Source organism: Pseudomonas xantholysinigenes (assembly GCF_014268885.2).
Lineage (GTDB): Bacteria > Pseudomonadota > Gammaproteobacteria > Pseudomonadales > Pseudomonadaceae > Aquipseudomonas > Aquipseudomonas xantholysinigenes.
Genome location: NZ_CP077095.1, coordinates 923,160 through 948,883, shown reverse-complemented (window position 1 = coordinate 948,883; position 25,724 = coordinate 923,160). Strand labels below are relative to the sequence as shown.

Genomic DNA, 25,724 nt, shown 5'->3' with positions numbered 1-25,724 from the left:
AGAGGATTTGACATGAACCTGCACCCGAACCTTCGCCACAGCCTGCTCGCCAGCGCCCTGCTGCTGGCCGGCGGCCTTGCCCAGGCCGCCGAGCCCGAGATGGCCAAGGGGCTGCAAAAGGCCAAGACCTACACCGTCTCCAGCGCGCCCATCGAGCCGCTGCAGATGGCCCCGCCCAAACTGCCTGACCTTTCCGGCTACACCGCCGAGGCCGTGCAGAAGAAGATCGACCGCCGCCACAAGGGCAAGGTCAGCGTACGCCGCATGCTCCAGGAGGACACCCTCAAGGAGTTCATCGGCGGCGACAACAAGGGCGCCGAGTGGGTCCGTCGCCAGCACGGCATTCCCCAGGCGATCTTCGTCGACGATGGCCATGTCGACCTGGTCGAGCTGAGCAAGCAGGTCCCCAGCCAGTACCTGCGTGAAACCGCCCCGGGCGTGTACCTGGCGCGCCTGCCGATCGTGGTCGGGCGCAAGGGCGTGCTGGAGATCGACGGCAAGGTCAAGGAACTGCGCCTGTCCGAGGAGGGTGGGTCGTTCATCGTCAACGACGGCAAGCTGTTCGTCAGCGATACCCAGGTGACCGGCTGGCGCGAACAGGCCAACGGCCCGGCCACCTTCCGCAAGCCCGATGAATTCCGCCCGTTCCTGCTCAGCTGGGGCGGCACCGAGACCTACATCGTCAACAGCAAGATGGCCAGCTTCGGCTACGCCAAGTCCAAGTCGTACGGCGTGAGCATCTCGCAGTACACGCCGAACATGGCCAAGCAGATGGGCCGCCCGGAACCCACCGGATGGATCATCGGCTCGGAGTTCAGCGACATGTGGTACGGCTTCTACTGCTACGAGACCCAGGACTTCGTGATCAAGGACTCGACCTACCGCGACAACATCGTCTACGGCATCGACCCCCACGACCGTTCGCACCGCCTGATCATCGCCGGCAACACCGTGCACGGCACCAAGAAGAAACACGGGATCATCGTCTCCCGCGAGGTCAACGACAGCTGGATCATCAACAACAAGAGCTACGACAACAAGCTCTCCGGCGTGGTGATCGACCGTAACAGCGTCAACAACCTGATCGCCTACAACGAGATCTACCGCAACCACACCGACGGCATCACCCTGTACGAGAGCGGCGACAACCTGATCTGGGGCAACAAGCTGATCAACAACCGTCGCCACGGCATCCGCGTGCGCAACAGCGTGAACATCCGCCTGTACGAGAACGTCGCCATGGCCAACGGCCTGGTGGGCGTGTACGGGCACATCAAGGACCTCTCCGACACCGACCGCGATATTGCCCTCGACCCGTTCGACACCAAGGTGTCGCTGATCGTGGTCGGCGGCGAGCTGGCGGCCAACGGCTCGGGCCCGCTGTCGATCGATTCGCCGCTGTCGGTGGAGCTGTACAAGGTGTCGATGCTGATGCCGCGCAAGGCCAACGGCATCAGCTTCAACGGCGTGCTCGGCGAGCGCCAGGACGAAATCCTCGACCTGCTGGTGCGCCAGCAGAAGGCCGTGCTGATCGACCCGGTCGAACGCCAGACCGAAATGATCGACTAAGGAAGCCCAGACCATGACTCCACACCTGATGAAACTGCTGGGCCTGTCCGCCGCCCTCCTGGCCATCAGCCAGGGCGTGCGCGCCGATGAGGTCAAGGCGCCGACCTTCAGCGCCGAGCCCTGCTGCCAGCTGTGCCCCGAGGCCCACGACGCCAGCCGCTACACCACGCGCTACCAGCAGAACTTCACCACCCTGGTGCAGGCCCAGGGCGACTGGCTGTTCCGTACCCGCGAAGACCTGCGCACCGAATTCGACACCACCCCGGGCGGCTACAAGCGCCTGCAGCAGGTGCACGACGCGTTCAAGAAGCGCGGCGTCGAGCTGGTGGTGGTGTACCAGCCGACCCGTGGCCTGGTGAACCGCAACATGCTCAAGCCTGAAGAGAAGGCCGCGTTCGACTACCAGAAGGCCTTGCGCAACTACCAGGCCATGCTCCAGCGCTTCAGCAAGATGGGCTACAACGTGCCCGACCTGTCGCCGCTGACCAACGAGCAACTGGCCGCCGCCGACCAGGGCAAGGACTTCTACTTCCGTGGCGACCAGCACTGGACGCCCTACGGCGCCGAACGCGCGGCGAAGATCGTCGCCGACACCGTACACAAGATGCCGGCCTTCGCAGGCATCCCGCGCAAGGAGTTCGAGACCAAGAAGTCTGGACGCATGGGCAAGACCGGCACCCTGCACAATGTCGCCGGCCAGCTGTGCGGCACCAGCTACGCGGTGCAGTACATGGACCAGTTCGCCACCGAACCCAAGGGCGGTGCCAGCGGCGGCGACGACCTGTTCGGCGACTCGGGCAACGCGCAGATCACCCTGGTTGGCACCAGCCACAGCGGCAAGAACTACAACTTCTCGGGCTTCCTTGAGCAGTACATCGGCGCCGACGTGCTCAACGTTGCCTTCCCCGGTGGCGGCCTGGAAGGCTCGATGATCCAGTACCTGGGCAGCGAAGAGTTCCAGAACAACCCGCCGAAGATCCTGGTCTGGGAGTTCTCCCCGCTGTACCGCCTGGACCAGGAAACCATCTGGCGGCAGATCCTCGGCCTGCTCGACGACGGCTGCGACGACCGTCCCGCACAGATGAGCGCCAGCGCCACCCTCAAGCCCGGCAAGAACGAGCTGATGGTCAACGGCAAGAATGGCGTGATCAAGGACCTGGTCAACCGCAACCACCAACTCGACATCAAGTTCGAGGACAGCTCGGTGAAAGTGCTGCAGGCCACCCTGTGGTACCTCAACGGCCGTCACGAGGACATCAAGATCGAGAAGCCCACCACCTCTGACACCGATGGGCGGTTCGTCTTCCAGATGCGCGAGGACGAAGACTGGGCCGGCCAGAACCTGCTCGCCCTGGAGCTCCAGGGGCCGGAAAGCGGTACGCAGAAAGTCGAAGCGAAACTGTGCAAACGCAACAACTTTGCCAGCCCCGCGCAGCACACCGCGCAAGCTGGCCAGTGAGGCGACCATGACATCGATCAGCAGCAAGACCGCACCCGCCCTGCTCGCCCTCGCCCTGTTCGGCGGCGCGGCGCAGGCCGCGCTGGTGCCGCCCCAGGGTTACTACGAGGGTATCGAGAAACTCAAGACCAGCGACGGCGACTTCCGCTGCGAGGCGGCGCCCAAGCCCTATACCGGCGCGCTGGTGTTCCGCAGCAAGTACGAAGGTTCGGACAAGGCCCGGGCAACGCTCAATGCCGACTCGGAAAAAGCCTTCCGCCAATCCACCCAGGACATCACCACCCTTGAGAAAGGCGTGAGCAAGATGGTCGGCCAGTACCTGCGCGACGGTCGCCCGGCACAGCTCGACTGCGCCCTGGCCTGGCTCGAAACCTGGGCCCAGGCCGACGCCCTGGAGTCCACCGATTTCAACCACACCGGCAAGTCGATGCGCAAATGGGCGCTGGGCAGCATGAGCGGTTCGTGGCTGCGGCTGAAGTTCTCCAACGCCCAGCCGCTGGCCGCGCACCAGGCCCAGGCCGGGAAAATCGAAAAGTGGCTGGCGCGCCTGGCCGAACAGACGGTGCGCGACTGGAGCGACCTGCCCCTGGAGAAGATCAACAACCACAGCTACTGGGCGGCCTGGTCGGTGATGGCCACCGCCGTGGCCACCGACCGCCGCGACCTGTTCGACTGGGCAGTGAAGGAATACAAGGTCGGTGCCAACCAGGTCGACGAACAGGGTTTTTTGCCCAACGAGATCAAACGCAGGCAGCGCGCCCTGGCCTACCACAACTACGCCCTGCCGCCGCTGGCGATGATCGCCAGCTTCGCCCAGGCCAACGGCGTGGACCTGCGCAAGGAAAACAACTTCGCCCTGCAACGCCTCGGCGAAGGCGTGCTGGCCGGTGCCCGCGACCCGGTCCAGTTCAATATCCGCGCCGGTGCCAAGCAGGACCTGCACGACCTGAAGATCGACAGCAAGTACGCCTGGCTCGAGCCGTGGTGCGCGCTGTACCAGTGCGTCGGCGACACGCTCAAGCGCAAGCATGACATGCAGCCGTTCAACAGTTTCAGGCTGGGCGGCGATCTGACCCGGGTCTACGACCCGGGCGCGGAACAAAAGAAATAGTAGATCCCTGTGGGAGCGGGTTTACCCGCGAACAAGGGCGAAGCCCTTGCCAGGCACCGCGGTGTCTGTTTCGCGGGTAAACCCGCTCCCACAGGAACCGGATTGCTCCCCAGCCAAGCATGGGGGGTTTGGGGGGCGCTGTGCCCCGGATGCTGCAAACAACAAGGAGAACCGGGATGGTCTTCTCGTCCAACGTATTCCTGTTCCTGTTCCTGCCGGTTTTCCTCGGCTTGTACTACATCAGCGGGAACCGCTACCGCAACCTGCTGCTGCTGGTTGCCAGCTACATCTTCTACGCCTGGTGGCGGGTGGACTTCCTCGCCCTGTTCGCCGGGGTGACCCTGTGGAACTATTGGATCGGCCTGAAGGTAGGCGCCGCCGGCGTGCGCACCAAGCCCGCGCAGCGCTGGCTGCTGCTGGGCGTGGGCATCGACCTGGGCATCCTCGGCTACTTCAAGTACGCCAACTTCGGGGTGGACAGCCTCAACGCGATCATGACCTCGATGGGCCTAGAACCCTTCATCCTCACCCACGTGCTGCTGCCGATCGGCATCTCGTTCTACATCTTCGAGTCGATCAGCTACATCATCGACGTGTACCGCGGCGACACCCCGGCCACCCGCAACCTGATCGACTTCGCCGCCTTCGTGGCGATCTTCCCGCACCTGATCGCCGGCCCCGTGCTGCGCTTCAAGGATCTGGTCGACCAGTTCAACAACCGCACCCACACCCTCGACAAGTTCTCCGAAGGCTGCACCCGCTTCATGCAGGGCTTCATCAAGAAGGTGTTCATCGCCGACACCCTGGCGGTGGTCGCCGACCACTGCTTCGCCCTGCAAAACCCCACCACCGGTGACGCCTGGCTCGGCGCCCTGGCCTACACCGCGCAGCTGTACTTCGACTTCTCCGGCTACAGCGACATGGCCATCGGCCTGGGCCTGATGATGGGCTTCCGCTTCATGGAGAACTTCAAGCAACCCTACATCAGCCAGTCGATCACCGAGTTCTGGCGGCGCTGGCACATCAGCCTGTCGACCTGGCTGCGCGACTACCTCTACATCACCCTGGGCGGCAACCGCAAAGGCACCTTCAACACCTACCGCAACCTGTTCCTGACCATGTTGCTGGGCGGGCTGTGGCACGGCGCCAACTTCACCTACATCATCTGGGGCGCCTGGCATGGCCTGTGGCTGGCCATCGAACGCGCGCTGGGCCTGGACACCAACCCGCAGCGCTTCAACCCGATCAAGTGGGCCTTCACCTTCCTGCTGGTGGTGGTCGGCTGGGTGATCTTCCGCGCCGAAAACCTGCATGTGGCCGCGCGCATGTACGGCGCCATGTTCAGCCTCGGCGACTGGCAGCTGTCGGAGCTCAACCGCGCCAACCTCACCGGCCTGCAGGTCGCGACCCTGATCGTGGCCTACCTGAGCCTGGCGTTCTTCGGCCTGCGCGACTTCTACCGCAACGCCACGCCAGCACCCAAGGCCACCCCGCTGCAGATCAACGCCGATGGCTCGGTTGGCCTGGACTGGACCCGGATCATGACCCGCGCCCTGGTGCTGCTGCTGTTCATCGCCTCGGTGCTCAAGCTCTCGGCACAGAGCTACTCACCCTTCCTGTACTTCCAGTTCTGAGGCCCGACACATGAACCGGACACTTCGCATCACCTACTCCCTGTCGTTCATGGGCCTGCTGGTCGGCCTGGGCGTCTGGTCGCTCGGTGGGCTGGACGGCTTCACCCGCACCGGGCAGATGACCCTGCTCGACGGCAAGCTGGCCAAGGCCGCCGAAACCCACTACGACGAGCAGTTCCCGATCAAGCGCCTGGGCACCAACCTGTGGGCCGCGCTGGACTTCAAGCTGTTCAATGAAGGCCGCCCCGGCGTGGTGCTGGGCCGCGACCAGTGGCTGTTCAGCGACGAAGAGTTCAAGCCCAGCGTCGGCGCGCAACAGCAGATGCAAGACAACCTGGCGCTGGTGCGCGGCATCCGCGACACCTTGCAGCGCCAGGGCGTGCAACTGCTGCTGGCGATCGTCCCGGCCAAGGCCCGCCTGTATTCCGAGTACCTTGGCAAAGAGACGCCGGCCAGCCTGCACGACGACCTGTTCAACCAGTTCCACGCCCAGGTGCGCCAGGCCAATGTGTTCGCCCCCGACCTGCTGGCCCCGCTGGAGCAAGCCAAGGCCCGTGGCCAGGTGTTCCTGCGCACCGACACCCACTGGACGCCACTGGGCGCCGAGGTGGTCGCGCAAGCCCTGGCCGAAGCCGTCAACCGCCAGGGCCTGCTCAGCGGCGAGCCCCAGGCGTACATCACCGAGGCCGGCGCCAGCGCGCCGTACAAGGGCGATTTGACCAACTTCCTGCCGCTGGACCCGTTGTTCAGCAACCTGCTGCCCACCCCGGACACCCTGCAGCAACGCACGACCCACCCGGTGCAGGCCGAAGGCGAAAGCGGCGACGACGCGCTGTTCAGCGACAGCCGGATCCCGGTGGCGCTGGTGGGCACCAGCTACAGCGCCAACCCGCACTGGAACTTCCTCGGCGCCCTGCAGCAAGCCCTGCGCAGCGACGTCGCCAACTACGCCGAAGACGGCCACGGCCCGTTGCTGCCGATGCTCAAGTACCTGCAAAGCGATGCCTTCAAGAACGCCCCGCCACAGGTCGTGGTGTGGGAATTCCCCGAACGTTATCTGCCAATGAAGAACGACCTCAGCGCCTTCGATCCGCAGTGGATCGCGCAGTTGAAGAACTCCCGCAAATCCGAAGAAAACCTGGCCCTGTCGTCCAACCGGACGGACCACTGAAGATAGAGAGGAACACGCACATGACCCCCCAGACTTCCATTGCCAAAGCCCTCACCCTCGCGGCCGGCCTGACCTTGGCCTCAATGCAGGCCTTCGCCGGCGCCGACGCCGCCCTTTATGGCCCGAGCGCGCCGAAAGGTTCGACCTTCGTGCGCCTGTACAACGCCGCAAGCAGCCCCACTGCCGCGAGCGTGGGCAATACCCAGATCAAGCAGGTCGGTGCCCAGGCCAGCAGCGACTTCAGCTTCCTGCCCGGCGGCGACTACACCGCCCAGGTCGGCGGCAAGTCGGTGCCGGTCAAACTGGCCTCGGACAAGTACTACACCCTGGTCAACAACAGCGCTGGCAACCCGCAACTGATTGAGGAGCCGCCGTTCAAGAACAAGCAGAAAGCCCTGGTCCGGGTACAGAACCTCAGCGACCAGCCGTTGGCCCTGAAGACCGCCGACGGCAAGACCGAAGTGATCAAGGCCGTGGCCGCCAAGGGCCGTGGCGAACGTGAAATCAACCCGGTCAAGGTCAACCTTGCCCTGTATGCAGGCGACAAGAAAGTCGGCGACGTCAAACCCGTCGCCCTGGAGCGCGGCGAAGCCGCCGTGCTGTATGTCACCGGTTCCGGCAACAGCCTGTCGCCGGTGTGGGTAACTCGCCCCGTGGCTAGCAACTGATCCCCCTGCCTCTAAACGACTATTGGAGAAACACGATGATCCCGGTAATTCTTTCTGGCGGTAGCGGTTCGCGTCTGTGGCCTCTGTCGCGCAAGCAGTTCCCCAAGCAGTTCCTGGCCCTGACCGGCGAACACACCCTGTTCCAGCAGACCATCGAGCGCCTGGTGTTCGACGGCATGGACACCCCCATCGTGGTCTGCAACAAGGACCACAAGTTCATCGTCCAGGAACAGCTGAGCGCGCTGAAACTGCAAACCCAGGCCATCCTCATGGAGCCGTTTGGCCGCAACACCGCCCCTGCGGTGGCGATCACCGCGATGAAGCTGGTCAACGAAGGGCGCGATGAACTGATGCTGGTGCTGCCGGCCGACCACGTGATCGAGGACCAGAAGGCCCTGCAGCGCGCCCTGGCCCTGGCCACCGTGGCCGCCGAGCGCGGCGAGATGGTGCTGTTCGGCGTGCCGGCGACCAAGCCCGAAACCGGCTACGGCTATATCCGCTCCAGCCAGGATGCACTGCTGCCCGAGGGCGTGGCGCGGGTCGCGCAGTTTGTCGAGAAGCCCGACGAGAAGCGCGCCAACGAATTTGTCCGCGCCGGGGGTTACTTCTGGAACAGCGGCATGTTCCTGTTCCGCGCCAGCCGCTTCCTCGAAGAGCTGAAGAAGCACGATCCGGACATCTACGACACTTGCCTGTTGGCCCTGGAACGCAGCGCCGAAGCAGAGGATGTGCTGAGCATCGATGAAGCCACCTTCGCCTGCTGCCCGGACAACTCCATCGACTACGCAGTGATGGAGAAGACCCTGCGCGCCTGCGTGGTACCACTGGCGGCGGGCTGGAGCGACGTGGGTTGCTGGTCGTCGCTGTGGGACGTGCACGAGAAGGACGACAACGGCAACGTCACCAAAGGCGACGTGGTGGTGCAGGACAGCCACAACTGCATGATCCACGGCAACGGCAAGCTGGTGTCGGTGATCGGCCTTGAGAACATCGTGGTGGTCGAGACCAAGGACGCCATGATGATCGCCCACAAGGACAAGGTCCAAGGCGTCAAGCAACTGGTCAACACCCTCGACGCCCAGGGTCGCAGCGAAACCCAGAACCACCTCGAGGTGTACCGCCCGTGGGGTTCGTACGATTCGGTGGACATGGGCGGGCGCTTCCAAGTCAAGCACATCACCGTCAAGCCCGGCGCCAGCCTGTCGCTGCAGATGCACCACCACCGCGCCGAGCACTGGATCGTGGTGTCCGGCACCGCCGAGGTGACCTGCGACGAGAACGTGTTCCTGCTCACCGAAAACCAGTCCACCTACATCCCCATCGCCTCGGTGCACCGCCTGCGCAATCCGGGCAAGATCCCCCTGGAGATCATCGAAGTGCAGTCCGGCAGCTACCTCGGCGAGGATGATATCGAGCGTTTCGAGGACGTATATGGACGCACCTCGACGCCGACCGAGCGTGGGGTGTCGGTGAAGACCATCGCGCAGTGAGCACAACAAGCAGGCCCCCAATGGGGCCTGCTTTCGCTCGAAGGACAATACCTTGATGATTCACTTCGGCGGCAGTGTGAACTTTAACTCTACGTTCTGCGCTTGGTGAGTATGACTCACCCTGGCCGTGAAACTGTAACCCGAGAGCGTCAGTTCATTGCCTTCCAACTTGATCGTGCCCGTGACGGCACTGCCAATATGCAAACGGTTATCTTTGACAATGTACGCAGCGACTACAATGGGTGATTCTCGATCAAGACCTTCAATGTAAAAGGCTGTGCCCAGCTGCCACTGGTAGCCCGACTCTTCCGTAATTTCTTGCGGCGCAACCACGGAAATCGACGTACGAGTCCTTGTGTAGAGAATCTCATCCGTTTGATACCCAGACCGCTCACCAATAGAGGGGTCGAATGCTCCACGGGAATGTCCAGGGTAGATTTTTAGTTCAGTGTCGAAACCATAAGACGGTCCGGCGTCAACTGTAAACCCCATGAAAGTTTACTCCCTGTTTGATTACTTGATACCCATCTCTGATATGGCGTAGCCCCACACCGGACTTACCAGTTGATCCGATAGTGGCCGTTGCGCAGGTGGTGGTCCTGTCCCTTGTAAGTGACATCACATTCAAAGTTGAACGCCAGCACTGTACCAGGCGTCCAGTCCGTGACCTCAAAGCGAATGTTCCTTGCGTTAAGGACGAAGCTATCAATCACTACGGAGAGATACCTAGCGGCTACTTGCTCACCCGTATAACCTGCGACGAGAAAGATATCGAGCTGGCCGCCTGGAAGGCTGCCAACGGTTTTCGAGGCCCGGAAGTAGGTAGGTTTCTCAAGATCACCGCGGTAGCTCACCTTTTCGGTTGAGTAATCACTCACCCCTCCCAGAGCCGGGGTGATCGTCATTGAGGCAGAGCCTTGCGCGTTGTGTGTACTCGGCCTCACATCCACGACGACAAAGTCGCCCGTCAGCGCTTCGAAAGGTCCTGATATCGCTTGCCCTGCGAAATTAAACTTAGCGGCCTCAATACCTTCCTTACTGATCCGGACATCTTGCACCTTGCCCGAGTCGGCATAGCCATGTCGCCCCGCCACAGAGAAATATACCTTGGCTCCCGTCCCACTCTCCGGCGTAACGTCATAGTCCTTTAGCCGCGGGCTGTTGCCTGGCAATTCAGGGAACATGAACACCATGTATTCGCTGGTGTCCTCAAAACCTTCGGCGACCAGTATCCCTGAGTATATCGGCCCGAAAAACAACTCGAAACGCACCGGCTCGAATGTCCTACGGGGCTCCTTTAGTTCAATGGAAAATGTGCCGACTGCGCGCTGCACGGTATGAGGTTTTAACTGCTGGTAGACCTGTCCAATATTCTCAAATTTCATGATGCACACGTCCTATGCATGTATTGGCGAAATTGCCTGACACGAGAAAGTGTGCTGGGTAATCGCCACACTGAAAACTGGCAGAACTACCAGGCTGGCATCAAATAGAACACCACACCGAACGGCTGCACGCCCACAGGTATCGATGCGCTTTTTCGGTTTTTGAGCACCGTCCAGTTTCCCGTTAGGATGTATCGACCGGGATAACGGAGACTCACCTGTCATGCTCATCGGCGCTCTGCTCGTCCTCACCTGGCTGGTCCTGCTGCTGCGCTACCCGGCCAAGGCCTTGCCGATTTCCCTGTCCGCGGTCTGTGGTCTCGGCCTGGTGGCGCTCTGGGTAGCCTGGCAAGACACCCGCGAGGCCACGCAACTGGCCCGCCTCGATATCCGCCTGACCTACGCCCCCGAACAATGCCCCGCCGACCGCGCCCTGCAGGTGCGCATGAAGAACGGCAACAAGGCCCCGCTCACCGAACTGCGCTGGCGCGTCGGGGCCTATGCGCCGGGCGATACCGTCAACCTGGCCGAGAACACCTACGCTGCCCCGCGTTATCGCGGACCGGGCGAATTGCAGCCCGGCGCCGAGTGGCAGGACTGCCTGCCGTTGCCGCCGCTGCGTTCGGGGTATCGGCCGCAGACCCTGGAGTTCCGCGCCGAGCATCTGCAAGGTACATTCGCCAACTAACGTTTTGTCTTTGCTGGCCCCTTCGCGGCGGTTCGACGCTTCGCGGGTAAACCCGCTCCCACAGAGACGGCACCGCTCTTGAGGCCTGTGCAGTACCTGTGGGAGCGGGTTTATCGAAGCGTCGAACCGCCGCGAAGAGGCCAGGACAGGCGCTATCACAACCTCCAGACCACAGGCCCTCTCTATGCCCACCGTCCTCATCACCGGTTGTTCCAGCGGTATCGGCCGCGCCCTGGCCGACGCCTTCCACGAGGCCGGCCATGAAGTCTGGGCCACCGCCCGCAAGCCTGAAGATGTCGAACGCCTGGCCGCCGCCGGCTTCCATGCCCGGCAACTGGACGTCAACGATGCCCACGGCCTCGCCCGACTGGCCAACGAACTGGAACGCCTGGATATCCTGATCAACAACGCCGGCTACGGAGCCATGGGCCCGTTGCTCGACGGTGGTGCCGACGCCCTGCGCCGGCAATTCGAAACCAACGTGTTCGCCCCGGTGGCTGTCACCCGTGCATTGTTTCCCTTACTGCGCCACAACCGCGGCGTGGTGGTGAACATCGGCAGTGTCTCGGGCGTGCTGGTCACCCCCTTCGCCGGTGCTTATTGCGCCTCCAAGGCCGCGGTGCATGCCCTGAGCGATGCGCTGCGCCTGGAGCTGGCGCCGTTCGGCATCCGCGTCATGGAGGTGCAGCCGGGGGCGATCGCCTCGCAGTTCGCCAGCAATGCCGGGCGCGAGGCCGAGCTGCTGATTGCCGAGGACTCACCCTGGTGGCCCCTGCGCGAAGGCATCCGCGCCCGTGCTCGCGCCTCGCAGGATCGACCGACACCGGCCACGGATTTTGCCCACCAAGTGCTCAAGGCACTACAACGCAATCGCGTGCCGGACCTGTTACGCCTGGGCAATGGCAGCCGTGCGCTGCCCTGGATGGCCCGCTGGCTGCCCGGCGGCATGCTGCAAAAAGTCTTGATGAAGCGTTTCGGCCTCGACGTAACGCTTTGATCTTCCCGGTTTTACGGGGTTTGAGCAATCGATAGCTGACCCTATCGCTAACTATAAAGTGCACACCAGAGCATTTTCCAATGTTGCGCCAGGGCCAAGAATCCCTATCGCATTTGAACGGCCACACCAGACATTAGTGTCATCTCCCGCTGAAATTTGCCCTGCGGGGCCCATTTTGCGGGGGAGAAACACTGCCGGCTCAAAAGCAATCAGGGAGAAACCTCCAGGATCGGAGCCCCAAGGTCTGGCTGGCAGTCTTTCTCACAAATGCATACAGGTAAACTCTGGAGTCATTCGTGAAACACGCTCAACTTCCTCGCAAAGTCCCCACGCAAGCCCGTTCCAGGATGATGGTCGAGACCATCCTGAAGACCACCGCCACGGTGGTGGTCAAGCACGGCTATGCGGGAACCAACACCAACCTGGTCGCGGAACGCGCCGGCGTCAGTGTCGGTTCGGTCTACCAGTATTTCCCCAACAAGGACGCGTTGATCGCCGCCCTTTACGAGCGCCACGCCCAGGCGGTGAACCAGATCATCCTTGACGTCGCCGGACGCCAGGATGTGGCCGACCTGCCAAGCCACATCACCCTGCTGGTGCGTGGCCTGCTGCAACTGCACCTGCAGGAGCCCGAGCTGCACCGCATGCTGGACAAGGACTTCGCCTTCCTCAGCATTGGCAGCAGCGAGCACCAGGCACGTATTACCCATTCGATGGAATGCCTGCTGCAACGCTGGCGTCTGACCCAGGGCAACCTGCAATCAGCCGCCTGGCTGACCGCGCAGATGATCATGTCGATGGTTAAGGCTTACACCCTGGACGCGCCGCAGATCAGCCAGGCCGGCATCGAAGACGCGATCTGCTGTTCGGTGACCGGGCTGCTGTGCGCCAGTCCGCACAGCAGCTTCACCCAGGCCGGTTACCTGGCCAAGGGTGTTGTCACCCATTCACACCTGGGTGCCGCGTGACGCCTGGACCTGCAAGAGCTGCCGGTAGCGCTCGAGCAGCCGGCGCGACTGCAGGTAGCTAGGCACTTCCACCACCAGGCCATCGACCTCGGCGCGCACGCTACCCGAGCGGGTAGCGTGCTCGAAGGCGTCGATCTGGCGTTGCGCCAGCTCGGCCTCGGCGGCCGTCGGGGTCAGGTAGCGATTGGCCACGGCGACATGCGCCGGGTTGACCACGCCCTTGGCCTGGTAGCCGATGGAACGGGCGAATTGCATGTCCGCCTCGGCACCTTCATCGTCGGCGAAGGTGTAGGGCGAGTCGATCGCCAGCACGCCCGCCGCCGCGCACTCGAGCAGAAAGCGCGAGCGTGGGTAGAACAACTCGGTGCCGGCGCGGCTGCGGCCGGCGCCCAGATCGGCGACCATGTCCTCGGTGGCCACCAGCATCGCCTTGATGCGCGGGGTGGCATGGGCGATCTCGATAGCCCGGACTACGCCCAGGGCCGTTTCGATGTTCGGCACGATCAGGGTCGAACCTGGGGTGATGCCGTACTGGCCTTCCAGGCGGGTGATGTGCCAGTCCAGCAGGGCCATTTGCTCGCGCGACTCGACCTTGGACATCATCACCACTTGCGGACGCGCCGCCATCACCGCCTCGAGGTCTTCCAGGCCGCAGGTCTCGAACGGGTTGATGCGCACCGAGGCAATGCGCCCGCATTCACGCCAGTGCTGCATGACGCCCGCGGCGATCTGGCGCGCCTCGGCGCGTCGCTCAGGCGGGGTGAAGTCTTCCAGCTCCTGCACCAGCACGTCGCCGTCGCCGTTCAATGCATCGAGCAAAGCAGCCTGGTCGGCGCCGGGAATAAAAAGGAAGGTGCGGCAAAGCGCCAGGGGATTGTCCTTGGAAACAGCCATGATGACGTCCTGTAGTAGAGATAAAGAGGGGAATGCGTGGCAGCGCTAGAGCATCGCCAAACCGCCGTCGACGGCGATGGTGGTGCCACTGACGAACGACGACTTACCCGACAGCAGCCAGCCGATCACCTCGGCGGCCTCCTCGGCGCTGCCTTCGCGGCGCAGGGCTGTCATGCCATGCAGTTGCTCGAGCTTGCCGGCGACCCGGGTGGTGTCGTCGAGCATCGGCGTGCGGATCACTGCCGGGGCCACGCAGTTGACATTGATGCCGCGCGGCCCCAGTTCACGGGCCAGGCCTTTGCTCAGGGTGATCACCGCGCCTTTGCTGGTGGCGTAGCCCAGCGTACCGGCCAGGCCGCCGCCGCGGATGCCGGCGACACTGGCCACGGTGCAGATGCGCCCACCAGCGGGCATCAGCCGCACGGCCTGCTGGACCACGCTGAAGGTGCCGATCAGGTTGATGTCGAGCAACTGGCGCAGGCGCGCCACGCTCAAGGCGTCGAAGGCGCTGGTGTCGACCACGCCGGCACAGGTGGCCAGCGCATCGACACGGCCGAACACGCGTTCGATGTCGCTGAACGCCTGCGCCACGGCCTGTTCGTCACATAGGTCCAGGCAATAATGCCGATGCTGCGCGCCAATGGCGTCAAGGGTCGCGGCCAGGCCCTGGGCATCCAGGTCCAGGCACGCCACCCGGTAGCCATCGGCGGCCAGCAGGCGGGCGGTCGCCGCACCAATGCCACTGGCGGCACCGGTCACCACCGCCACCTTGGTTTGTTCCAACATATCGAAAGCACTCCTTGCGACAACAGTGCCCGCTCGCAGCTGGGCACGCTCTTCGACATGCTAAAAGAATGTATACAACTCAACTACTCGCATTCAATCCAGCCTAATAACAGGGCCCTCATCCAGCCCCACTGAATATAAACTCGCATTTTCAATTCGCGCTAAATAAACAGTGGCGATACTCGTCGCCACGGTGAAAACGCGAGCTTTTCCCAATTCATTTTAAATTTCCCTGCGCCCGATCGTCGCAGCGCGCAGGCAGGCCGTGACGCGCCTCGAAAAAACCCCGCAAGACCGCGTATTTCGTGGCCCACAGCGCCCATATAACAGAGCACAACAGTCAGTTATAAGAATGCGAGTAGCCATCGCCGGGCAAGCTGCTTAGGATTTAAAACACTTTGAAACTTTATATTTCAGTCGCACTTCACCGGCACTGACATGAGACAAAAAAGTTTCAAGATAATGACAACTCTCTCTCCACCCTCATATAAAAGGACGTTCACAATGAGCACCAAGGGTTTTGACACCGTCATTGAAATCAAATACCGCGACACCGACTCCATGGGCCATGTCAGCAGCCCGATTTATTACGACTACATGCAGCACGCCTACCTGTGCTACATGCACGACCTGCTGAACCTGCCCAAGCGCGAAAAACTGCCGCACATCATGGTGCGCAGCGAGTGCGACTACGTGGCCCAGGCCATGTACGGCGAAACCCTGGTGGTCACCAGCTCGGTGGTCAAGTTCGGCACCAAGAGCTTCGAGATCGAGCACATCATGCGCCGCTCGGACGACAGCAAGGAAATCGTCGCCAAGGCCAAGTCGTACCACGTGATGTTCGACTACGACAAACAGGCCACCGTGCCTGTACCGCAAGCGTTCAAGGACCAGGTCCTGGCATTCCAGGAAGGCTGAGCCCGGGCTCAGGGATGATGGTTTCGCCGGGCGCCTGGCGGCCGGCGAGCAGACTGCAAAGGAACTCTCGCGATGAAATTTTCCTGGACGCCCCAGCAACATGAACTGCTGGTGAAATACCGCGCCATCGGCGCCGAGCTGGCCGAAGCCCGCCGCAGCGCCGAACCTGGTTTCGATCATTACGGCTGGCAACGCCTGTGCGATGCTGGCCTCTGGCAATTGGTCATCCCCGCCAGCCATGGTGGCCTGGGCGAGGACTGGTGGGGCTTCACCGCCGCCCTCGAAGGCCTGGCCTCGTCGATCCGCACCCCCGAACTGCTGCTCTCGGTGATCGCCCAGGCCGGCATGGTCCGCGCCCTGATGCTGTACGGCAACGACGAACAGAAGGACCGCTACCTCACCGCGATCCTCAATGGCGCCCTGAGTGCCACCGGCATTGCCGAACCCGGCACCGGCACCGACGTGCGCAGCATCCACAGCCTGCTGACCCCGACCGCAGATGGCTACCGCCTCAACGGCAGCAAGTTCAACATCGCCCACGCCCCCGTGGCCGACTTCATGCTGATCGTCACCAAGCTGGACACCGACGCCAAGGCCAATATCGCCCTGGTGATGATCGACAAGGACACCCCGGGCCTGACCCGCGGCCAGCCTGACGACAAGCTCGGCAACAAGCACCTGCCGACCGGCCCTCTGCACTTCGACAACCTGCACGTGCCAACCAGCCAAGTGCTTGGCGAACCCGGCCGTGGCCTGCAGCAGCTGATCAAAATCATTTCCCTGGGCCGCCTGTACTACGGCCTGGTGGCGGCCAACCTGCCCACGCCGTTCCTCGCCGAGGCCATGCAGTACGCGGCCAAGCGCGAAAGCTTCAACAGCACCATCGACAACCACCAGTACGTGCAGAAGCGCCTGGTCGACCTGGCCATGGGCATCGAACGCAACCGCTGGATGGCCTATGCCGCCCTCGACCAGTTGCTCAACGACCAACCCCAGGCCCTGATGAACTGCTCGATCGCCAAGCTCGGCGCCGCGCAGGACTTCATCAACAGCGCCATCAGCCTGCTCAAGCTGTACGGCAGCCTGGGCTACCACGAAGGCGACGTCGCCAACCTGGTCAAGGATGCCCTCGGTTTCGCCAGCGTCGGCGGCACCGAAGAGATGCACCAGAAGAACATCTTCAACCAGCTGCTGCGCCTGACACAGGCCGTCTGAAACGGTCGAGACCGCAGCCCGCAAGCCCTTTCATGCCCTGCCGGCACGCCAGGTGCGCCCCTTCCGGGGTGGGCCTGGCGTGGCCCGGCACTGGGGCTTTGCCTGCCTTCCATTGCGCCCAACACAAAGAGAGCAGACCCGATGCCCATCCCATCGATGCCCTTGCACAGCACCTCGTCCGCCGCCTTCGCCGAGCCGGTCGACGACCGCTTCGAACACGCCAGCGTCGACCAGCTGCGCGCCCATCAACTGCAACGCCTGCGCGTCACCCTGGAGCACGCCTACGCCAACGTGCCCTGGTACCGCGAGCAGTTCCAGGCCCTGGGGATCCACCCCAAGGACATGAACAACCTGGAAGACCTGGCCCGCTTCCCCCTGACCAGCAAGGCCGAGCTGCGCGAACACTATCCGTTCGGCCTGTTCGCCGTGCCCATGGACCAGGTGGTGCGCCTGCACGCCTCCAGCGGCACCACCGGCAAACCCACCGTGGTCGGCTACACCCGGCATGACATCGATGTCTGGTCGTCGCTGGTAGCCCGCTCGATCCGCGCCGCCGGCGGCCAGCGTGGCGACCGCATCCACATCGCCTACGGCTACGGCCTGTTCACCGGTGGCCTGGGCGCGCACTACGGCGCCGAGAAGCTCGGCTGCACGGTGATCCCGATGTCCGGCGGCCAGACCGAGAAACAAGTCCAGCTGATCCGCGACTTCCAGCCCGACATCATCATGGTCACGCCGTCGTACATGCTCAACATCGCCGAAGAGATCGAACGCCAGGGCCTGGACCCACGCGCGTTGTCGTTGCGGGTAGGGATTTTCGGCGCCGAGCCGTGGGGCCAGCAGATGCGCGGCGAGCTGGAGCAACGCCTGGGCATCCAGGCCCTGGACATCTACGGCCTGTCGGAAGTCATGGGCCCAGGCGTGGCCATGGAACACCTGGACACCAAGGACGGCCCGACGCTCTGGGAAGATCACTTCTACCCGGAAATCATCGACCCGGTAACCGGCGAAGTGCTGCCCGACGGCGAGTTCGGCGAGCTGGTGCTCACCACCCTGAGCAAGGAAGCGCTGCCGATGGTGCGCTACCGCACCCGCGACTTGACCCGCCTGCTGCCCGGCAACGGCCGCGCCATGCGCCGGCTGGACAAGATCACCGGACGCAGCGACGACATGCTGATCATCCGCGGGGTCAACGTGTTTCCCAGCCAGATCGAGGAACAGCTGCTGAACCTGTTCATCTTCAGCCCCGTGCACGAGCTGCACGTCAGCCGCGAAGGCAACCTCGACGCCCTCACCGTCCAGGTCGAGCTGCGCCCGGAACACAGCCGCCTGAGCAACGAAGAACAACATGCGGCGTGCCAGCAACTGAGCCACCGGATCAAGGTGCATGTCGGCATCAGCACCCGCATCGTGCTCAACCCCTGCCATTCCCTGAAACGCTCCGAAGGCAAGGCCGGCAAGGTCTTCGACCTGCGCGGCACGCGCTGACGGCCCGGTAACCCTCCGTAACGGACCCACGAGGTTGATTCCAACATGGACATGACCATCGGCGACTTTCTCCTGCGTCGCCTGCAGGAACTCGGTATCCGCCATCTGTTCGGCGTGCCCGGCGACTACAACCTGACCTTGCTTGAACAAGTCGAGGTCATGCCGGACCTGCGCTTCATCGGCAACTGCAACGAGCTCAATGCCGCCTACGCCGCCGACGGCTATGCCCGCGCCCAAGGTTTCGGCGCCGTGCTGACCACCTATGGCGTCGGCGACCTGAGCGCCCTGAACGGCATCGCCGGCGCCTATGCCGAGCGGGTCCCGGTGGTCATGATCTCCGGCATGCCGCCTTTGCACGCGATCATCGACCGCGCGCTCATGCACCACACCCTGGCCGACGGCAACTACGACAACATCATGGTTGCCGTGCGCCAGTTCACCGTGGCCCAGGCGCGCATCACCGTTGAAAACGCCGCGCAGGAGATCGACCGGGTGCTGCAGACCTGCCTGCGCGAGCGCCGGCCGGTGTACCTGCAACTGCCGTCGGACCTCGCCTACCTGCACATCGAAGTGCCCGACACCCCGCTGCAACTGTGCGAAGCCCGCAGCGAGCCGGGCCAGCTGCAACATGTGGTGGCCCAGCTGCGCGAACGCCTGGCCAAGGCCAGCCACCCCGTGGTGCTGGTGGACATCGACGTCGAACGCTTCGGCCTGACCGACCAGGTGCTCGAGTTGATCGAACGCCTCGAGCTGCCGTTCGCCAACCTGCCGCCGGCCAAGGCCATGCTGCCAGAAACCCACCACCTGTTCCTCGGCACCTATGCCGGCGCTGGCAGTGCCCCAGCGGTGCGCGAGGCGATCGAGCAGGCCGACTGCGTGCTGAGCATCGGCGCGCGTTTCACCGATGTCAGCACCGCGCTGTTCTCGCAGAAATTCCAGGATGGCGCGCTGATCCAGCTGCAGCCCTACGCCGCGTCGATGGCCAAGGTGCACTACAACGCGGTGAGCATGCGCCAGGTGCTGGAAACCTTGGTACAGCAACCTCCGCTGATGCAGGCCGCGCCACGCCAGGTGCCACCGTTCAGTGGCCCGGCAGCGTTCCGCGCGCTGCCTGAACACCCGCTGAGCCAGCTGCGTTTCTGGCAGCGCATCGCCCACCTGATCCGTGGCGACGAGCTGATCATCGCCGAGAGCGGCACTTCCTCGGCGGGTCTCAACGGCCTGCGCATGCCGCGTGGGGTGACCTACCTGACCCAACCGATCTGGGGCTCGATCGGCTATACCCTGCCAGCCCTGCTCGGCACCCTGCTGGCCCAGCCGCAGCGCCGGCAGATGCTGTTCATCGGCGACGGTTCGTTGCAGATGACCGTGCAGGAACTGTCGACCATCCTGGCCCACGATCTCAAGCCGATCATTTTCCTGATCAACAACGATGGCTACACCATCGAGCGCCTGATCCTCGGCGAGAACTCCAGCTACAACGACATCAACCCATGGCGCTATGCCCAGTTGCCCAAGGTGCTCGACACCCGCGAGCGGGCCCGGCATTTCACCGTGCATACCGAGGACCAACTGGAAGTGGCGTTGATCGAGGCTGAAGCCTGCGACACGCTGGTATTCATCGAAGTGGTCATGGAGCGCATGGACGCGCCGGAGTCGCTCAAGCGCTTCGCCCGACTGTTCGCCGAGTTCGACTATGGGCTGCCGGCCCTGAGCCAGCCAACCTTGGCGCATTGACCCTGCGCCGGTGCTCTCCGGCAATCGCGACAACAACAAAGCCCGGGCGGCAATGACCGCCCGGGCTTTTTGCATCAGGCGATCGAACGCACCACGCCGCCATCCACGCGCATGGCCGCGCCGGTGGTGGCACTGGCCTGGCGCGAGGCCAGGTAGACCACCAGGCTGGCAACCTCTTCCACCGTGGCCAGGCGCTTGATGATCGAGCTGGAACGGTGCTCGGCAATGAAGCTGGCTTCCAGTTCCTCGACCGGCTTGCCGGCCTCGTCGGCCATCTTCTCGAAGTAACCACCCACGCCCTCGGAGCGGGTTGGCCCCGGCAACACGGCGTTGACCGTCACCCCGGTACCGGCCAGGGTCTCGGCCAGGCCACGGGACACCGCCAGCAACGCGGTCTTGGTGGTGCCGTAGTGGATCATCTCGGTCGGAATCTGCAGCGCCGACTCGCTGGACATGAACAGCACCCGCCCCCAGTTGCGCACTTTCATGCCCTGGGCGTAATGCCGCGACAGGCGCACCGCGCTCATCACGTTGACCTCGAAGAAATGCTGCCAGTCTTCATCGCTGATCTCGAAGAAGCCCTTGGGCTCGAAGATACCCAGGTTGTTCACCAGGATGTCGGCTTCCGGCTCCTTGGCGATCAGCTTCTTCACACCTTCGACCGTGCCCAGGTCGGCCACCACGCCGGAGACCCTGGCGCCGGGCAGCTTGTCGGTGATTTTCTTGATCGCGCGCTTGACCCGGCCTTCGTCGCGGCCGTTGATCACCACATTCGCACCCGCCTCGGCCAAGCCAAAAGCGACGGCGAACCCTATGCCGGCCGTGGAACCGCTGACGATTGCACTTTTGCCGTGCAAGGAAATATTCATACCTGCGTCCTTTTTCTGGATGATATCTGTTCCCAAAAACGACACGCCGCCAACAACGCAAGCATTGTTGGCGGCGGGCCTCATGGCTCTTTGAGCGCTGCGTTCAATCGCGTTCAACCTTGGCTTGCATCATCGGCGCAAACGATTGCCAACCGCCGCCCAGGGACTTGTACAACCCCACCATGGACAACGATGTGGCGGCGCTGCTTTCCACCCACTGCTCCTGGTTGGCCAGCAACGCGCTCTGCACCGTCAGCACGTTGAGGAAATCCACCGCGCCCTCCACGTACTGGCGCTTGGCGTTGTCCAGGGCCACCCGGCTCTGGCGCACCGCCTCCTCGAGCAGGTCACGGCGCAACTGGCTGGCGTTGTACTGGCGCAGCACATCGTCGACTTCGTGCCAGGCGCGCAGCACCGTCTGCTGGTACTGCAAGGCCGCTTCCTGTTGCTGCGCCTCGCGCAGTTCGAGCACGCCCTTGAGCCGCCCACCTTCGAAGATCGGCAGGTTCAACTGAGGCCCGATGGCAAAGCGCCGTGAGTCCCAGTTACCGAAGTCCGACAGTTGCATCGACTGGAACCCAGCGCTGCCGGACAGGCGGATGCTCGGATAGAAATTGGCCTTGGCCACGCCAATGCTGGCAGTAGCCGCGTGCAGCCGCGCCTCGGCCTGACGGATGTCGGGCCGGCGCTCGGCCAGCTCCGACGGCAGGCCCATGGCGAAGCGCTGAGCCGTGCGCGGCAGTTCGCCGGGGGTCAGCAACTCGTTCTGCAAGCTGCGCGGCGGCTCGGCCACCAGCAGGCTCAGGGCGTTGATCAACTGGGCCTGGCGCTCTTCGAGGGTCGGCAGGCGCGCCTCGACCGCCGCCACCTGGGCGGCGGCCTGGGCCACATCGAGGTTGGTCGCCACGCCGTCGCTCAGGCGCATCTGCGACAGGCGCAGCGAATGCCGGGAGACGTCGAGGTTCTCGCGGACCACGGCCAGGGTGCTCTGCACCGAACGCAGCTGGATGTAGGTGCTGGCGGTGTCGGCCAGCAACGACAGCAGCACGCCCTGGCGGTCGTTTTCGGCGACCTCGACACTGGCATCGGCCGCTTCCACTTCGCGGCGTACCCGGCCCCACAGGTCCAGCTCCCAGGCCGCGACGAAGTCGCCCTGCCACAGGTTGAACGCCGACTTGCCATTCTTGCCGGACGGATCGGCAAGGCCCTCGGCACTGTTGCGCGTGCGGCTGTAGCCGGCGTTGACGTCAACCGACGGGTACTGCTCGGAGGCGATGCTCATGCGTAGCGCACGGCTCTGCATCAGGCGCGAGGTGGCGATTTGCAGGTCCAGGTTACGCTCCACCGCGCGCTGGATCAGCGCCGTCAGTTGCGCATCATGGAAGGTCTCCCACCAACGCGCCTCCAGCGGCGTGCTCTGCGGCTGGCTGGGCGCGGCCTTTTCCTGCAACGCAGGCCAGGCCGCCGGCGCAGTCGAGGCGGGCTTGTGGAAGTCCGGACCGAGGGTGCAGGCACTCAGGGCCAAGGTGGCGCCCAACAGCAAGGGCGTGCCGGTGCGTGCAAGCTTCATCGGGCGCTGACCTCCTGGTTGGCCTTGCCCCGGGTGTCCTGGCCCGCTTCGCTACGGGTGTCGATGTCGGCGATCACCGACATGCCCACGCGCAGGCGCTGCAGCAACGGCTGGTCGGCGTCGAAGACGATTTTCACCGGGATCCGCTGCACCACCTTGGTGAAGTTGCCGGTGGCGTTGTCTGGCTTGACCGCCGCGAACGTCAGGCCGGTGGCCGGCGCGACGCTCTGCACGTAGCCACGCAGACGCTCGCCGGGGAAGGTATCGACGCTCACTTCCACGCGTTGGCCCGGCAGCACATGGGTCAGTTGGGTTTCGCGGAAGTTGCCGATCACGTAGGCGCGCTGCAGCGGCACCACCGAAAGCATCTTCGCCCCGGGCTGCACATAGGAGCCAATGCGCACCGCGCGCTCGCCGACCATGCCGTCGATCGGCGCGACGATGGTGGTGTAGGACAGGTCCAGGCGAGCCCGGTCCAGTGCCGCATCGGCATGCTTGCGCCCGGCCTCGGCGGCCTGCAGTTGCGCGCTGAGGATATCGGTCTGTTTACGCGCCGCCGCCAGGGCCGCGCTGGAGTTGGTCAGGCGTGCCTGGGCCTGGTCGACCCGGCTGCGCGCCTGCTGGGCGTTCTGCACGGTGCCGGCGCCCTGCTCGGCCAGGCGCGTGTGGCGGGTCAGCTCATGGCTGGAGAACGCCAGTTCGGCTTTGTCGGCGGCCACGGCGGCCTCGGCCTGGGAAATCAGCGAGGCCTGGCGCTCGAGGGTGGCCTTGGCATTTTGCAGTTGCGCGCGAGCCATCTGCGCCTGGGCCTCGGCCGCCGCCAAGGCGGCCTGGAAGTCACGGTCGTCGATGCGCGCCAAGGTCTGCCCGGCCTTCACCTGCTGGTTGTCTTCCACCAGGACCTGGGTGATGAAACCGGCCACTTTCGGCGCGACCACGGTGTAGTCGGCCGAGACATAGGCGTCGTTGGTCGACTGCACGCCGCCGGCGCCGAACAGCGAAGGCAAGGCGCTGAAGGCGATGCCGCCGACGACGATGACCGCCGCCGCGATCAAGGCCAGTTTCTGGTTTTTACTTATGCTCATGATGTCTTTCTCTCTCAACAAGAACGCTATGCCACCGCGCGGGGTGGATAGATCCGGGTAGGCACGAAGGGAATCAGCACGATCAGCGCCAGCGCCAGCAGTGCCATGCACAGGTAGAGGTCAGCCGAGGTCAGGACCACGGCCTGTTCGTGAATACGCTTGGCCAGGCCGGCGGCGTTGCCGTCGACCAGCGGCGAGTTGCCCAGGTTGTCCACCAGCATGTTCGAGTGGAAATGCCGGCGGCTGGTGGTCAGCGCGTCCAGCACCCCGGCGGCGACCACCGAGGCCAGGCCCTTGATGGTGTTGAACCAGGCCGAGGCGAACGGGCCGTCCTGCGGTGTCATGCCGCCGGTGGCGAGCATCAGCAGCGGGATCACCGCCATGGGTTGGCCGAAGATCTGGAACAGCTGCAACACGTAGAAGTTGTCGCGGATCCACTGCGAGGTGACGAAGGTGCCGCCGAAGCAGGAGATCGCCAGCATGCCCAGGCCGGTGGCCAGGACCCAGCGGCAGTCCACCGCGCGGATGTTGCACAGCGCCGCGGTCAGCGGCAGGGCCAGCAGTTGCGGCAGGGCCACCAGTAGCATCACCGGGCCGGTCTGTGCCGGACGGTAGCCCTGGATCTGGGCGAGGAAGCTCGACGGAATGATGATCACCGCCGACAGCACCACCAGCACGCCGCCCAAGGTGATCAGCGCGTGGGTGAGGTTGCGGTTGGTGAGCATCTGCAACTTGAAAAACGGCAGCGGGTGGGACCATTCGTTGATCATGAACAGCACCAGCAGCGCCAGGCCACCGCCGAGCAGCCAGCAGATCAGCGGTGAGTTGAACCAGCCGTAGCGATCACCCTGGGACAGGCCGATGACGATCGAGCAGATCGCCGGCAACCCCAGCAACAGGCCGCGCCAGTCGAACTGCTTGAAACGTTCCAGGCGCAGGGGATCCTGTGGCAGGCCCCAGGCCACACAGGCCATGGCCAGCAGCGAGGGCACGATGATCTGCCAGAAAGCCCACTGCCAACCCACGTATTCGGTCCACAGGCCGGCCAATGGCAGGCCAAGGCTGGGGCCGAAGGTGGCGGTCAGGGCATAGCCGGCCAGGCCGTAGAGCTTGATGCCCGGCGGCAGGAAGCGCAGCGCCACGCTCATCAGCATCGGCGGCAGGGCGCCACCGGCGAAGCCTTGCAAGGTGCGCAGCACCATCAAGGTTTCCTGGTTGGGCGCGAACGGGCACAGCAGGCCGAGCACGGCGAACGCACCAATGGCACAGAGGGTGAAGCGGCGCAGGGAAAAGGTCACCGAGCACCAGGGCGCGAAGGCCATGGCCGACACCGAGGTCGCCGAGTACAGCGCCACCAGCCACGAGCCTTCATCGGCGCCGATGCCCATGCCGCCACGGATATCGGCCAGGGCCATCTTGGTGACCATCTCGTTGAGGCCGGCACACAGCACCGCCAGCAACACGCCAACCAGGCCGACCACGATGCGCGGGCCGAACGCCGGTGGCGCGGCCGGCTTGGCCGGGGCCGGGGCTGCGGCGGCCGCCGGTGCGGCCACGCCAGCCGTGGCGGCCAGCGACGTCATGGCCTGGCCCCGGCGGCACGGGCAGGGGCGGGGCAAGGCAGATAGGCACGCATGGCTATAGAACTCCGGGAAAAGTAGATACCCGGCAAGTCTAGGGAGGCACAATGCTGACGAAAACTGACATATTCGCAGCTTTATGCTGCATGCTATGCAACTATAAAGTCACTTAATCATAAGTGCGACGGCAGGCCCGGCAGAGCGCCCTGCGCAGCCGGTGCCAGGAGGCGCATGGCTTGGAGCCTGCGCGATCCCTGTGGGGGCGGGTTTACCCGCGAACACCGGCACAGCCGGTGCCATGCACCGCGCCGCCCGGTTCGCCAGCAAGGCTGGTTCCTACAGAAAAATGCGCATGGCTTGCGGCCTGCGCGATCCCTGTGGGAGCGGGTTTACCCGCGAACACCGGCGCAGCCGGTGCCATGCACCGCGCCGCCCGGTTTGC

22 protein-coding genes are annotated in these 25,724 nt (G+C 64.0%); 14 read left to right on the top strand and 8 right to left on the bottom strand.

Annotated features, from left to right (window positions below):
- Positions 1–12: 12 nt before the first annotated feature.
- From algG to HU772_RS04365, 7 genes are all read left to right on the top strand, one after another.
- Positions 13–1,569 (top strand): mannuronan 5-epimerase AlgG, encoded by a 1,557-nt coding sequence (algG, locus tag HU772_RS04395; protein WP_186660250.1) that lies wholly within the window; start codon positions 13–15, stop codon positions 1,567–1,569.
- Between the two features lie 13 nt (positions 1,570–1,582).
- Positions 1,583–3,028 (top strand): alginate O-acetyltransferase, encoded by a 1,446-nt coding sequence (locus tag HU772_RS04390; protein WP_186660248.1) that lies wholly within the window; start codon positions 1,583–1,585, stop codon positions 3,026–3,028.
- 7 nt (positions 3,029–3,035) lie between these two features.
- Positions 3,036–4,139: a mannuronate-specific alginate lyase gene (locus tag HU772_RS04385; protein WP_186660246.1), complete on the top strand. Its 1,104-nt coding sequence runs from the start codon at positions 3,036–3,038 to the stop codon at positions 4,137–4,139.
- A 176-nt stretch (positions 4,140–4,315) separates the two neighbouring features.
- Entirely contained in the window at positions 4,316–5,773 is a 1,458-nt protein-coding gene (locus tag HU772_RS04380; RefSeq protein WP_186660244.1) for an MBOAT family O-acyltransferase, read from the top strand.
- A gap of 10 nt (positions 5,774–5,783) precedes the next feature.
- The gene (locus HU772_RS04375) at positions 5,784–6,944 is read left to right on the top strand and encodes an alginate O-acetyltransferase (protein ID WP_186660242.1); all 1,161 of its coding nucleotides are present in this window, start codon (positions 5,784–5,786) and stop codon (positions 6,942–6,944) included.
- Between the two features lie 20 nt (positions 6,945–6,964).
- On the top strand, positions 6,965–7,612 hold the full coding sequence (locus HU772_RS04370) for an alginate O-acetyltransferase AlgF (RefSeq protein WP_186660241.1): 648 nt from the start codon (positions 6,965–6,967) through the stop codon (positions 7,610–7,612).
- A 35-nt stretch (positions 7,613–7,647) separates the two neighbouring features.
- Complete coding sequence (locus HU772_RS04365; protein WP_186660239.1) at positions 7,648–9,102, top strand: mannose-1-phosphate guanylyltransferase/mannose-6-phosphate isomerase; 1,455 nt, start codon at positions 7,648–7,650, stop codon at positions 9,100–9,102.
- A gap of 60 nt (positions 9,103–9,162) precedes the next feature.
- On the opposite strand, the gene HU772_RS04360 is transcribed toward HU772_RS04365, so the two are convergent.
- Positions 9,163–9,594: a hypothetical protein gene (locus HU772_RS04360; protein WP_186660237.1), complete on the bottom strand. Its 432-nt coding sequence runs from the start codon at positions 9,592–9,594 to the stop codon at positions 9,163–9,165.
- 65 nt (positions 9,595–9,659) lie between these two features.
- Positions 9,660–10,487 carry a hypothetical protein gene (locus tag HU772_RS04355; RefSeq protein ID WP_186660235.1) on the bottom strand — a complete coding sequence of 276 codons (828 nt, stop codon included), beginning with the start codon at positions 10,485–10,487 and terminating at the stop codon, positions 9,660–9,662.
- A gap of 223 nt (positions 10,488–10,710) precedes the next feature.
- On the opposite strand from HU772_RS04355, the gene HU772_RS04350 reads away from it, so the two are divergent.
- The 3 genes from HU772_RS04350 (at position 10,711) to HU772_RS04340 (ending at position 13,140) form a co-directional block, all read left to right on the top strand.
- Positions 10,711–11,175, top strand: coding sequence for a multidrug transporter (locus HU772_RS04350; RefSeq protein ID WP_186660233.1), 465 nt, complete (start codon positions 10,711–10,713; stop codon positions 11,173–11,175).
- A 184-nt stretch (positions 11,176–11,359) separates the two neighbouring features.
- The gene (locus tag HU772_RS04345; RefSeq protein WP_186660232.1) at positions 11,360–12,172 is read left to right on the top strand and encodes an SDR family oxidoreductase; all 813 of its coding nucleotides are present in this window, start codon (positions 11,360–11,362) and stop codon (positions 12,170–12,172) included.
- Positions 12,173–12,468: 296 nt separating this feature from the next.
- Positions 12,469–13,140, top strand: coding sequence for a TetR/AcrR family transcriptional regulator (locus HU772_RS04340; RefSeq protein WP_186660230.1), 672 nt, complete (start codon positions 12,469–12,471; stop codon positions 13,138–13,140).
- Here the strand turns inward: HU772_RS04340 and HU772_RS04335 are convergent.
- Positions 13,120–14,034, bottom strand: a complete 915-nt coding sequence (locus tag HU772_RS04335) for an HpcH/HpaI aldolase/citrate lyase family protein (protein WP_186660228.1) — start codon at positions 14,032–14,034, stop codon at positions 13,120–13,122. The two genes, HU772_RS04340 and HU772_RS04335, sit on opposite strands and share 21 nt — an antisense overlap.
- A gap of 45 nt (positions 14,035–14,079) precedes the next feature.
- The gene (locus tag HU772_RS04330) at positions 14,080–14,820 is read right to left on the bottom strand and encodes an SDR family NAD(P)-dependent oxidoreductase (protein WP_186660226.1); all 741 of its coding nucleotides are present in this window, start codon (positions 14,818–14,820) and stop codon (positions 14,080–14,082) included.
- A gap of 504 nt (positions 14,821–15,324) precedes the next feature.
- Between HU772_RS04330 and HU772_RS04325 the strand changes: the two genes are divergently transcribed.
- The 4 genes from HU772_RS04325 (at position 15,325) to HU772_RS04310 (ending at position 20,178) form a co-directional block, all read left to right on the top strand.
- Positions 15,325–15,738 (top strand): acyl-CoA thioesterase, encoded by a 414-nt coding sequence (locus tag HU772_RS04325; protein ID WP_186660224.1) that lies wholly within the window; start codon positions 15,325–15,327, stop codon positions 15,736–15,738.
- Positions 15,739–15,810: 72 nt separating this feature from the next.
- Positions 15,811–16,953, top strand: a complete 1,143-nt coding sequence (locus tag HU772_RS04320) for an acyl-CoA dehydrogenase family protein (RefSeq protein ID WP_186660222.1) — start codon at positions 15,811–15,813, stop codon at positions 16,951–16,953.
- A 156-nt stretch (positions 16,954–17,109) separates the two neighbouring features.
- Complete coding sequence (paaK, locus tag HU772_RS04315; RefSeq protein WP_186660289.1) at positions 17,110–18,441, top strand: phenylacetate--CoA ligase PaaK; 1,332 nt, start codon at positions 17,110–17,112, stop codon at positions 18,439–18,441.
- A gap of 45 nt (positions 18,442–18,486) precedes the next feature.
- Positions 18,487–20,178, top strand: coding sequence for an alpha-keto acid decarboxylase family protein (locus HU772_RS04310; RefSeq protein WP_186660220.1), 1,692 nt, complete (start codon positions 18,487–18,489; stop codon positions 20,176–20,178).
- Positions 20,179–20,252: 74 nt separating this feature from the next.
- Here HU772_RS04310 and HU772_RS04305 read toward each other — a convergent pair whose 3' ends face one another.
- From HU772_RS04305 to HU772_RS04290, 4 genes are all read right to left on the bottom strand, one after another.
- The gene (locus tag HU772_RS04305; RefSeq protein ID WP_186660218.1) at positions 20,253–21,047 is read right to left on the bottom strand and encodes an SDR family NAD(P)-dependent oxidoreductase; all 795 of its coding nucleotides are present in this window, start codon (positions 21,045–21,047) and stop codon (positions 20,253–20,255) included.
- 103 nt (positions 21,048–21,150) lie between these two features.
- The gene (locus HU772_RS04300) at positions 21,151–22,617 is read right to left on the bottom strand and encodes an efflux transporter outer membrane subunit (RefSeq protein WP_186660216.1); all 1,467 of its coding nucleotides are present in this window, start codon (positions 22,615–22,617) and stop codon (positions 21,151–21,153) included.
- Positions 22,614–23,702 carry an HlyD family secretion protein gene (locus HU772_RS04295; RefSeq protein ID WP_186660214.1) on the bottom strand — a complete coding sequence of 363 codons (1,089 nt, stop codon included), beginning with the start codon at positions 23,700–23,702 and terminating at the stop codon, positions 22,614–22,616. Before HU772_RS04295 ends, HU772_RS04300 begins: the two co-directional genes overlap by 4 nt.
- Before the next feature lie 26 nt (positions 23,703–23,728).
- On the bottom strand, positions 23,729–25,285 hold the full coding sequence (locus tag HU772_RS04290) for an MFS transporter (protein WP_186660212.1): 1,557 nt from the start codon (positions 25,283–25,285) through the stop codon (positions 23,729–23,731).
- Between the last annotated feature and the right edge of the window lie 439 nt (positions 25,286–25,724).